Annotated in this window: 6 protein-coding genes; 4 read left to right on the top strand and 2 right to left on the bottom strand. The window is 69.1% G+C overall.

The features are described 5' to 3' along the window. Positions 1-70: 70 nt before the first annotated feature. Positions 71-748 carry a DUF4253 domain-containing protein gene (locus Ahu01nite_RS27910; protein WP_203839621.1) on the top strand — a complete coding sequence of 226 codons (678 nt, stop codon included), beginning with the start codon at positions 71-73 and terminating at the stop codon, positions 746-748. Between the two features lie 193 nt (positions 749-941). On the opposite strand, the gene Ahu01nite_RS27905 is transcribed toward Ahu01nite_RS27910, so the two are convergent. After that, complete coding sequence (locus Ahu01nite_RS27905; RefSeq protein ID WP_203839620.1) at positions 942-2882, bottom strand: phosphatase PAP2 family protein; 1941 nt, start codon at positions 2880-2882, stop codon at positions 942-944. Positions 2883-3298: 416 nt separating this feature from the next. Between Ahu01nite_RS27905 and Ahu01nite_RS27900 the strand changes: the two genes are divergently transcribed. Together Ahu01nite_RS27900 and Ahu01nite_RS27895 are read left to right on the top strand one after the other, a co-directional pair. Beyond that, entirely contained in the window at positions 3299-4063 is a 765-nt protein-coding gene (locus Ahu01nite_RS27900; protein ID WP_203839619.1) for a hypothetical protein, read from the top strand. A 5-nt stretch (positions 4064-4068) separates the two neighbouring features. Continuing rightward, positions 4069-4224 carry a hypothetical protein gene (locus Ahu01nite_RS27895; RefSeq protein ID WP_203839618.1) on the top strand — a complete coding sequence of 52 codons (156 nt, stop codon included), beginning with the start codon at positions 4069-4071 and terminating at the stop codon, positions 4222-4224. A gap of 108 nt (positions 4225-4332) precedes the next feature. On the opposite strand, the gene Ahu01nite_RS27890 is transcribed toward Ahu01nite_RS27895, so the two are convergent. Further along, positions 4333-5475 carry an acyl-CoA dehydrogenase family protein gene (locus Ahu01nite_RS27890; RefSeq protein WP_203839617.1) on the bottom strand — a complete coding sequence of 381 codons (1143 nt, stop codon included), beginning with the start codon at positions 5473-5475 and terminating at the stop codon, positions 4333-4335. A 43-nt stretch (positions 5476-5518) separates the two neighbouring features. Here Ahu01nite_RS27890 and Ahu01nite_RS27885 point away from each other — a divergent pair, with 43 nt between their 5' ends. After that, positions 5519-8476 carry a glycine--tRNA ligase gene (locus Ahu01nite_RS27885; RefSeq protein WP_203839616.1) on the top strand — a complete coding sequence of 986 codons (2958 nt, stop codon included), beginning with the start codon at positions 5519-5521 and terminating at the stop codon, positions 8474-8476. Positions 8477-9028 lie beyond the last annotated feature (552 nt).

Here is a 9028-nt window from a genome sequence, read left to right as displayed (position 1 = left end):
CGGTTTCTGGTTGCTCTGGTTTCTGGTTGCTCCGGTTCCTGGTTGCTCCGGTTCCTCTAGGCATCCGGCGATGCTTGATCTACTGCGGGCCGCGGGCCTCGACGGGTACGAGGCGTCCGAACACGACATCCACGGCTCGACGGTCGTCGTGGTGCGGGTCGAAGGCCGGTCGTCCGAGGCCCTGCGCTCGGCCCGTGCGGGTCTGACGGACCACTACCCGGTGCTGGTTGACGACATCCAGCAGGTCATCGACCCGGACTTCCACCACAAGGCCGCGCCTGCGTCACTGATCGCCGACGCGGGGTCCCTCGATCTGGACGCGCGGATCGCCGAGCTCTCCGCCCGCTGGCTGGGTGAACGGGAACCCGGCAGTGACGACGACGCCCTCGGCCCCGAGCACTACGACATTGCCGGCTTCGGTGAGTCGGAAGCACTGGTCATCCTGCCGCGGCCCGAACCCTGGTCGGTCTTCGCCTACCTGGGCACCGCCTGGACCATCCTCGGAGCCGACCCGGAGACGATGCTGGCGGCGGGCCGCCGCTGGTACGACCGCTACGGTGCCGAACCCACCGTGGCCGGCCTGGCCACTGGCTTCGTCGTCCCTCGGCCACCCGCCGACCCGGCCGAGGCCTGGCAGGTGGCCGTCGAACACGTGACCCTGGCCGGGCTGACCGCCCGGACGACGTTGCGAGGGTATGCGCGGTCACTGGAGACGCTGCCGCACTGGACCCTCTACAACCGCCCGTGAGCGGTGCTCTCCGTTCGGGCAGTGCTCTCTTTTACGGCGGTGCTCTCAGTTCGGGCGGTGCTTTCTCTTTACGGGGGTGCTCTCGGTTCTGGCAGTGCTCTCTTCTTCCGCGGTGCTCTTCGTTCGAGTGGTGCTCTCTGTCGCTGCGGTGGTGCTCTTTGCTCGGGCGGTGCGCACTGTTCGGTCGGGCGGGTCAGCGCTTGTGCAGGCGAACGGTGACTGTGGTGCGGGTGTAGGCGACCTCGGCGCGGTAGGCGGGGTCGGTGGCCGTTACCTGGGCGAAGCGGCCCGTGATGCGGTGGGCGGTCAGGAGCGTCTGCGGGCGGGTGGAGCGACCGGTGACCTCCAGGGTGCCGGCCAGGGATGCCTCACCCGCGATCGTCAACGCGCGGGTCTCGGCCGGGAGGGTCAGGACGCCGGAGCGCTGGCGGTAGTGGCCGCGCAGGCGAAGCGCCTCGGTCACGTGCAGGGTGCCTCCGGCCAGCGTGACCTCGCCGGTGCCGAGGGCTGACGGGGCTGCAGCAATCAGGGTGCCGGCCTTCAGCGTCGTGCCGCCGCGGTAGGTGTTGGCGCCGGCCAGGGTGAGGGTGCCGGTGCCGGACTTGGTCAGGGCGCTGCGGCCGGTGATGTCGTTGTGCCAGGTGTCCGATGTGGCGTCCAGGTGCAGGTCGACGTCGTGGTCGAACGCGCCGTAGCCGTCCGCTGCCGCGAACAGGTTCAGGCGGCCCCAGTTCTCCGGGCCGTCCAGCAGCGGGTAGCCGGCCGGGAGTGCGGTGGTGCGCAGGACCTCGCGACGCTGGTCCGCGGTCAGGTACGCGAAGCGCGTCTCGAGGAGGACCTCGGCGCCCTGCGGGACGGTCATCGGCGTGGTCGCGTGGCGGCGGGGCAGGCCGTAGGTCAGCTTGGCCGCCACGAGACGCTTGTTGGCCGCCCGGTCCGCGTAAGGGTCGGCCGCGTTGCCCTGGCCGGATGTGGGGCTCGCGTTGCCCTGGCCGGATGTGGGGCTCGCGCTGCCATGGCCGGATGTGGGGCTCGCGTTGCTCAGGGCGGCCGGGAGGAGTGTGGTCTTGATCTGGTCTCGGGCCTCGGCCTTGAGGATCGCGTTCGCGGGGTCGTTGAGGGCGGCGGCGGCCAGGGCGGTCGCGAGGATGCGGCCGCCGATGACGTCGGCGGGGGAGTGCATGCCGGCGATGATGCGGGTGTCGCTCAGGTCGAAGGCCGCGGTGACGAGCTCCTGGAAGCGCTCCGGGACGGCGTAGGCGAAGGCGAGCGCGGCGAGGTGGAACGCGTTCGTGTGCCCGCTGGGGAACCCGCCGTCGTCGGCCGGTGCGAGGCCGCGCTGGCGCAGCAGCTGCGGCACGACGCTGACCGCGGAGTCGTAGACGGGGTAGCCGAGGGCGTCCAGCACCCCGGTGTCCACGACCTCGCTGTCCTCGTCCATCCGCCACGGCCGCGGGTACTGGTAGGCGGCCTTGCTCGGGTTCCCGGAGGCGAACGGCCCGCGGACCGTGTTCACCAGTGAGACAATCTGTCCCATTGCCGAGGTGGGCGAGCCGGCCCCGATTGCGGAACCTGCGGGGGCGTCGGCGGGCACGGCGTCGCTGATGGTGGTCGGCGGGGTGGACTCCGGCGCCGTGGTGATGCTGGTGACGGCGAGGGCCTTCTCCTTGTACGCGGCGGCGTAGGGGCCCAGCGCGGAGATGACGGCGTAGCTCTGGTGCTGCCGGTCCTGGATGAACGCGCGAGCGGCCTGCTCCGGCGTGCGCTTCCCGGTGACCCGGACGACGTAGCGCATGTTGGCCCGCAGCACGGCCGGGTCCAGCACCGTGCCACTGTCCCAGGTGGTGCCGGTGTGCCAGAGCCGCTGCATGCCGGACAGGATCCTGACGGCGGCGTTGGTCTCGACCGTCAGGTTCGCGGTCACGTTCGTCTGGTAGTCCGTGACGAACGCTTTGACCGCGGTCTGTGCCGTTGTGGACGGAGCAGCCTGTGTCATAACGGCCTGCGCCGCCGTGCCCTGGGCCGTCGTGGACGAGGCGGCGGTGGCGGGCGCGGCGGTCAGGAACTCCGGCAGCGCGGGTGCGGCTGCTGCGGCTATGGCGGCGCGCAGCAAGGTGCGACGGCTCACGAACATGATGGATCTCCCCAGGAAGGCAACCCCTCCAAGATCGTCAACGTGGGTCACGGGTGGGCGAACCCCGCGTGGTCGGTCCGTGAACACCGGCGGACACTCGGCCCGGAGCGGCGGCTAGCTGTCACGCTTCAGGACCTTACGTAGATCCATCACTTTCATGACGATTCGCGGTGTCAGTGGGGGTGCGGGCGGGCGGCTCTCCAGCCCAGGATTCTCACCGCGGCGCTTCGTCCAGTCGGGAATCGCCCGAACGCTCGTCGACCTGCGAGACGAGGCGCCCGGGCCTGCCCCGTGAGGTTGTGGCGATCTTGCTTGCTTGGGAGCCTTGTCAAGTCCGGCTTTTGTAACTGACACAAGAATATGTGTCACTGACACTCAACTGGGGTGGTATTGTGTGCCTGACGGTGGAGGTTTAGGTGTCTGATGTAGGCGGTCCAACAAACGCAGGGGCGGTAGCGCTTGCCGTCCTTGGCGTGGCTGCAGCAGCACTCTGGGCGGACCGCAGGGCGGCGGCGCTTCGGGTGGCTGGCGTCCGAGAGGAGGTCAAGCTTCATGACGAGGCAGTGGCCGCAATCGAGAACGCTCACGAGCAGATTCTCAAAGCTCGACGTGCCGCAGACCGGTTGCGCGACTACCAGGTCACAGTCGATGTCAGAGCTCGGCTGGAGTCGGCATTCACCGAGGAATTGGAGGCCGAGGTTAAAGAGGCCACAGGCGACACAAAGCCGCCGGAGTTCCTCTTGATGTTGCAAGACCGTAGCCAATGGCCGGACCTCAAGGAGCGTGTCGACCGTTTGCTCCAGCCGACCTCGCCGAACGTCGCGACGACGGAGCCTGTTCATGCAAGAGCGGCTTTGCTTGACGCCATCAACGCGGAGAGTGGCATTTGGACGGCCAGTCGAGCGCTCGCTCTGCTTGAATCACGCGGGTGGCGGACCGAGAGTGCCCGTCCAGTCAACCTCGTTGGCAACCTGCTGGGCGTTATGGCTCGAGAGGGTGAGATCGCCCGCGCCGGGCGTGGTGAATACAAATCCTTGCAGCCGACAGTTCCGAGTTCGGCTCAGGAGGAGATAGCGCCGGGAATCATGCAGCCCGCGCCCGGGGCGTGGATCTTCGATACGGCTACCACCAGCGCATCGCTGGTGACGGACAAAAGTGGACCGAGTAAGGAAAGGGGGTGAATCAGATGAGCAAGACTTCACTTGTCGCCTTCGGCGACGAAGTGGGCAAATGGCTCCCGGTCTTCGTTGCTCTCGGCGGTGTAGGCGTTTTGCCGAAGGGCTGGAAGAAGGTGGCAGGCGCTGCGGCCCTACTACTCGCGCTTCGGGGCGTGTTGGAGTAATTCTGAACGGCTCGGAGGTCCTCCCGTGGGGCCTCTGAGCCGTCATGAATGATGGATTCTCCTCGGAGAACGACCAGGCGGACCGGGATGTCAGGTGCGAGGCGCGACCTAGACGAAGGCGCTGTGGCCGGTGACGGCGCGGCCGACGATCATCGTGTTGATTTCTCGGGTGCCTTCGTAGGAGTAGAGGGCTTCGGCGTCGGCGACGAAGCGGCCGATGTTGTAGTCGAGGACGATGCCGTTGCCGGCCAGGAGTTCGCGGGCCCAGCCGACGACCTCGCGCATGCGGGTGGTGGTGTACGCCTTTGCCAGCGCCGAGTGCTCGTCCTTGAACTCGCCGGCGTCCTGGAGCTGGGCGAGGCGTACGCACATGCCCAGGGAGCCGGTGACGTTGCCGAGCATGCGGACGAGCAGATCCTGGACGAGCTGGAACTTCGCGATCGGGCGGCCGAACTGCTCTCGTTCCTTCGCGTAGTCGAGGGCGATCTCGTACGCGGCCAGCATCACACCGACCGCTTCCCAGGCCACGCCGCTGCGGGTGGCGCGCAGGACCTTCGACGTGTCCTTGAACGTGCGTGCGTTCTCCAGCAGATGATCGGCGGGGACCACGCAGTCCGTCAACGTGATGTCGGCGTTCTGGACGATGCGCAGGGCGATCTTGTTCTCGATCTTCGTGGCCGTGAAGCCGGGGGTGTCCTTCTCGACGATGAAGCCTTTGACCTGGTTGTCAGCGAGGTCGCGGGCCCAGACCACGGTGAGGTCGGCGAACGTCGCGTTGCCGATCCAGCGTTTGGCGCCGTTGAGGACCCAGGTGTCGCCGTCGCGGCGGGCCGTGGTGCGCAGGCCCGCGGCGACGTCGGAACCCCCGGTCGGCTCGGTCAGGGCGAAAGCGCCGATCGTGGCGAACGTACGCATCGCCGGCAGCCATCGCTCCTTCTGCTCGGCCGACCCGCAGGTTTCGATGCTCCCCATGGCCAGGCCGGCGTGCACCCCGTAGAACGTCGCCATGGACGCGTCCGCGTGCGCCATCTCCAGCGCGAGCCAGCCGGAGAGCAGGTTCGACTGCGAGGAGCCCGCGATGCCCAGGTCGGCGAAGCCCTTGACCAGCTCGAACGGGAATTCCGCTCGCGCCCAGTAGTCGTTCGCGATCGGCGTGACCTGGGACTCCAGGAACTCACGCGTACGCGACACGACAGCGGCCTCGGAGGGCGGGAGCAGGTCCTGGAAGCGGTAGAGGTCACCCGTCAGCATGGGAACCTCTTACCCACGTGATCGCTCATTAGACTTCCGGTCCATGCTCACCATGCAGGACGCGCTCGCCCGGCTCACCGCGTACTGGACCGCTCAGGGGTGCCTGGTCGTCCAGCCGATGAACACCGAGGTCGGCGCCGGCACCCTCAACCCCGCCACGTTCCTGCGGGTGCTCGGCCCGGAGCCGTGGCGCGTGGTCTACACCGAGCCTTCGGTACGCCCGGACGACTCCCGCTACGGCGAGAACCCGAACCGGTTGCAGACCCACACGCAGCTGCAGGTGATCCTCAAGCCGGACCCGGGCAACTCGCAGGAGCTCTACCTCGGCAGCCTGGCCGCGATCGGGATCGACGTGGCCGCCCACGACGTACGGTTCGTCGAGGACAACTGGGCGTCGCCGGCGCTGGGCGCGTGGGGTCTGGGGTGGGAGGTGTGGCTGGACGGGCTGGAGATCACCCAGTTCACGTACTTCCAGCAGGCCGGTGGGCTCAACCTCGACCCGGTGAGCGTCGAGATCACGTACGGCATCGAGCGCATCATCATGGCGCTGCAGGGCGTCACCCACTTCAAGGACATCGAGTACGCCGCCGGCGTCAGCTACGGCGAGGTGTTCGGCCAGTCCGAGTACGAGATGTCCCGTTACTACCTCGACGACGCCGACGTCGCCGCCAACCGCGAACTTCTTGAGTTGTACGCCGCCGAGGCGCAGCGCCTCATCGACGCGGGACTGCCCGTGCCCGCCCACACGTACGTCCTGAAGTGCTCGCACGCGTTCAACGTCCTCGACTCGCGCGGCGCCGTCTCCACCGCCGACCGGGCCGCCGAGTTCGCCCGGATGCGCCGCCTCGCCGGTGACGTCGCGAAACTGTGGGTGGCCCGCCGCGACGAGCAGGGGCACCCCCTCGGGCTGGCCGAGCCACAGCCCGAGGCGATCGCCGCCGCCCCCGCCGCGGAGGGCGAGGACAGGCCGCGCACGCTGGTCTTCGAGATCGGCACCGAGGAGCTTCCGCCGTCCGAGGCGCGCTCAGCGCGTACCTATGTGCAGAAGGAGCTGACCGCCCAGCTGGAACAGACCCGGCTGGAGCACGGCGAGGTCCGCGTCCACGCCACCCCGCGGCGCCTCATCGCGGTCGTGACCGGCGTGGCCGCGCGCGAAGCCGACTACACGCAGACCGTGAAGGGCCCGAAGACCACGGCACCGGAGAAGGCGCAGCAGGGTTTCGCGCGCTCCCAGGGCGTACCCGTCGAGTCTCTGGAAACCGCCGACGTCAACGGCGTACCCCACCTTGTCGTGCAGAAGCACGTCGCGGGAGGCGCCGCACTCACCGTGCTCACCCCGTTGCTCGCGAAGGTCGTCACCGGTCTGCGCGCGGCGAAGAACATGCGCTGGAACGACCCGAAGCTCGCCTTCAGCCGCCCGATCCGCTGGCTGGTCGCGCTCTGGGGCGACGAGATCATCCCGGTCGCGGTGGGGGCGCTGTCCGCCGGCCGCGAGACCCGGGTGCTGCGTACGGCCGCCGAGCCCGTCCTCACCGTCGCCTCCGCCGAGACGTTCATGGAGACCATCTCGATCAACGGCATCATCGCCGACCCCGAGGACCGGCGCGAGCTGATCGTCTCGGGCGCGCAAGAACTGGTGTACGGCGAGGGCCGCGTCGACGTCGCCGGCGAGAGCCCCCTGCTCGACCAGATCACCTATCTCGTGGAGCAGCCGACCCCGCTCCTCGGCACGTTCGACGAGCGCTACCTCGAACTGCCCGACGCCGTCCTCACCACGGTCATGCGCAAACACCAGAGATATCTCCCGGTACGCGCGGACGACGGCACGCTGCTCCCCATGTTCGTCACCGTCGCCAACGGCCCCGTCGACGTCGACCTGGTCCGCACCGGCAACGAGGCGGTCCTGCGCGCCCGCTACGAGGACGCCGCGTTCTTCTACCGCGCCGACCGCGCCCTCCCGATCACCGACATGCGCGACCGTCTGAACCGCCTGACGTTCACCGACAAACTCGGCTCGATGGCCGACCGCGCCGCCCGCATCAACGCCCTCACCGCCCAGCTCGCCACGACGGCATCGGTCTCCTCCGCGAACGCCGCCCACACCGCCCGCGCCGCCGAACTGGTCAAGTTCGACCTCGGCTCCCAGCTCGTCACGGAAATGACCAGCCTGGCCGGCATCATGGCCGAGGACTACGCCCTCAACGCCGGCGAACTCCCCCAGGTCGCCCAGGCGATCTACGAGGCCGAACTCCCGCGCAGCGCCGGCGACGCGCTCCCGTCCTCCGTACCCGGAGCCCTCCTGTCCCTGGCCGACCGCCTGGACCTGATCACCGGCCTCGCCGCCACGGTAGGCCTCCCCACCGGCAGCAGCGACCCCTTCGCCGTCCGCCGCGCCGTCCTCGGCCTCCTGGCCGTCCACCGCGCCCACCCCGACCTCTCCACCATCGACCTCTTCACCGCCCTGGACCAGTCAGCCGCCCTGCAACCGGTCAACGTCGACCCCGCCACCCTCGACGCCACCCGCGACTTCCTCACCCGCCGCCTCGAACAACTCCTCACCGAAGAAGGCCACCCCGTCGACCGCGTCCGCGCGGTCCTGCCCCACGCCTCCCGCCCCGCCGTCGCCGACCTCTTCCTGGCCCAGCTCGGCCGCCTGGTCGCCTCCCCGGACTTCCTGTCCCTCGCCGAAGCCATCCAGCGCGCCCGCCGCATCGTCCCGGCCGGCACGGAAGCCCGTTATGACCCCGCCCTGCTCAAGGAGCCTGCCGAGGTCGCCCTCCACACCGCAGTCTCATCAGTACGCACAGAGCTGCCCTCCGCCACCGACCTGTCCCACTTCACCGAGGCAGCACTGCCACTGGTCGCCCCCGTCCACCAGTTCTTCGAAGACGTCTTCGTCATGGCCGACGACCCAGCCCTCCGCGCCGCCCGCCTCGGCCTCCTCGCCACGATCCGCGACCTGGGCGACGGCCTGCTCGACTGGCCCCAGCTGCGCCTATAGGTCTCCCCGCGGCGGGCCGGCTGGGCTGTTCGGCTGGGCTGGGCTGGTTCGCTTGGCTGGCTGGGCTCGGCTGGCTGGGCTCGGCTGGCTGGGCTTAGCTGGCTCGGCTCGGCTGGCTGGGCTGGGCTCAGCTGGCTGGGCTGGGCCGGACGTCCAGGCTGGGCGGTCCGGCCGGCCGGACCGCTCGGGCCGAGTTGGCCGGGCCGAGTCGGCCCGCCCGGACCGGGGCGTCGGCGCTTTGCGTGTCAGGGCTGTAGCGATCAGTCACGCCAGCCGGGGAAATGTATGTCATGCGCAGACAGATATGTGCGTACTTGACATGGGCGGCACACAATTGTGCGCCGCCCTCGCCTATCTGCCGCACGTTATTGCGGCTTCTTCGATTGTGTATAGCGGCCGATTCCATTGCGTGAACCGACCACCCTGATCAACTGCCAGCTTCAACGCCCAGGTCCCAGCGCCCGGCCTCCGCACCTAGCCCAAGCACCCCGTCCGCGCCCGCCCCAAGCGGCCAGTCTTCGCGCTCAACCTAAGCGGCCAGCCTTCGCGCTC

This window comes from Winogradskya humida (assembly GCF_016862215.1).
GTDB lineage: Bacteria > Actinomycetota > Actinomycetes > Mycobacteriales > Micromonosporaceae > Actinoplanes > Actinoplanes humidus.
Note: the sequence above shows the minus strand (reverse complement) of the source record. Positions and strands in the feature narration are given on the sequence as shown.

Bases quoted from the DNA above. Each gene is read 5' to 3' on its own strand.
- Ahu01nite_RS27895 (WP_203839618.1), top strand. From the start codon at position 4,069: ATGAGCAAGACTTCACTTGTCGCCTTCGGCGACGAAGTGGGCAAATGG.
- Ahu01nite_RS27890 (WP_203839617.1), bottom strand. From the start codon at position 5,475: ATGCTGACGGGTGACCTCTACCGCTTCCAGGACCTGCTCCCGCCCTCC.
- Ahu01nite_RS27910 (WP_203839621.1), top strand. From the start codon at position 71: ATGCTTGATCTACTGCGGGCCGCGGGCCTCGACGGGTACGAGGCGTCC.
- Ahu01nite_RS27905 (WP_203839620.1), bottom strand. From the start codon at position 2,882: ATGTTCGTGAGCCGTCGCACCTTGCTGCGCGCCGCCATAGCCGCAGCA.
- Ahu01nite_RS27885 (WP_203839616.1), top strand. From the start codon at position 5,519: ATGCTCACCATGCAGGACGCGCTCGCCCGGCTCACCGCGTACTGGACC.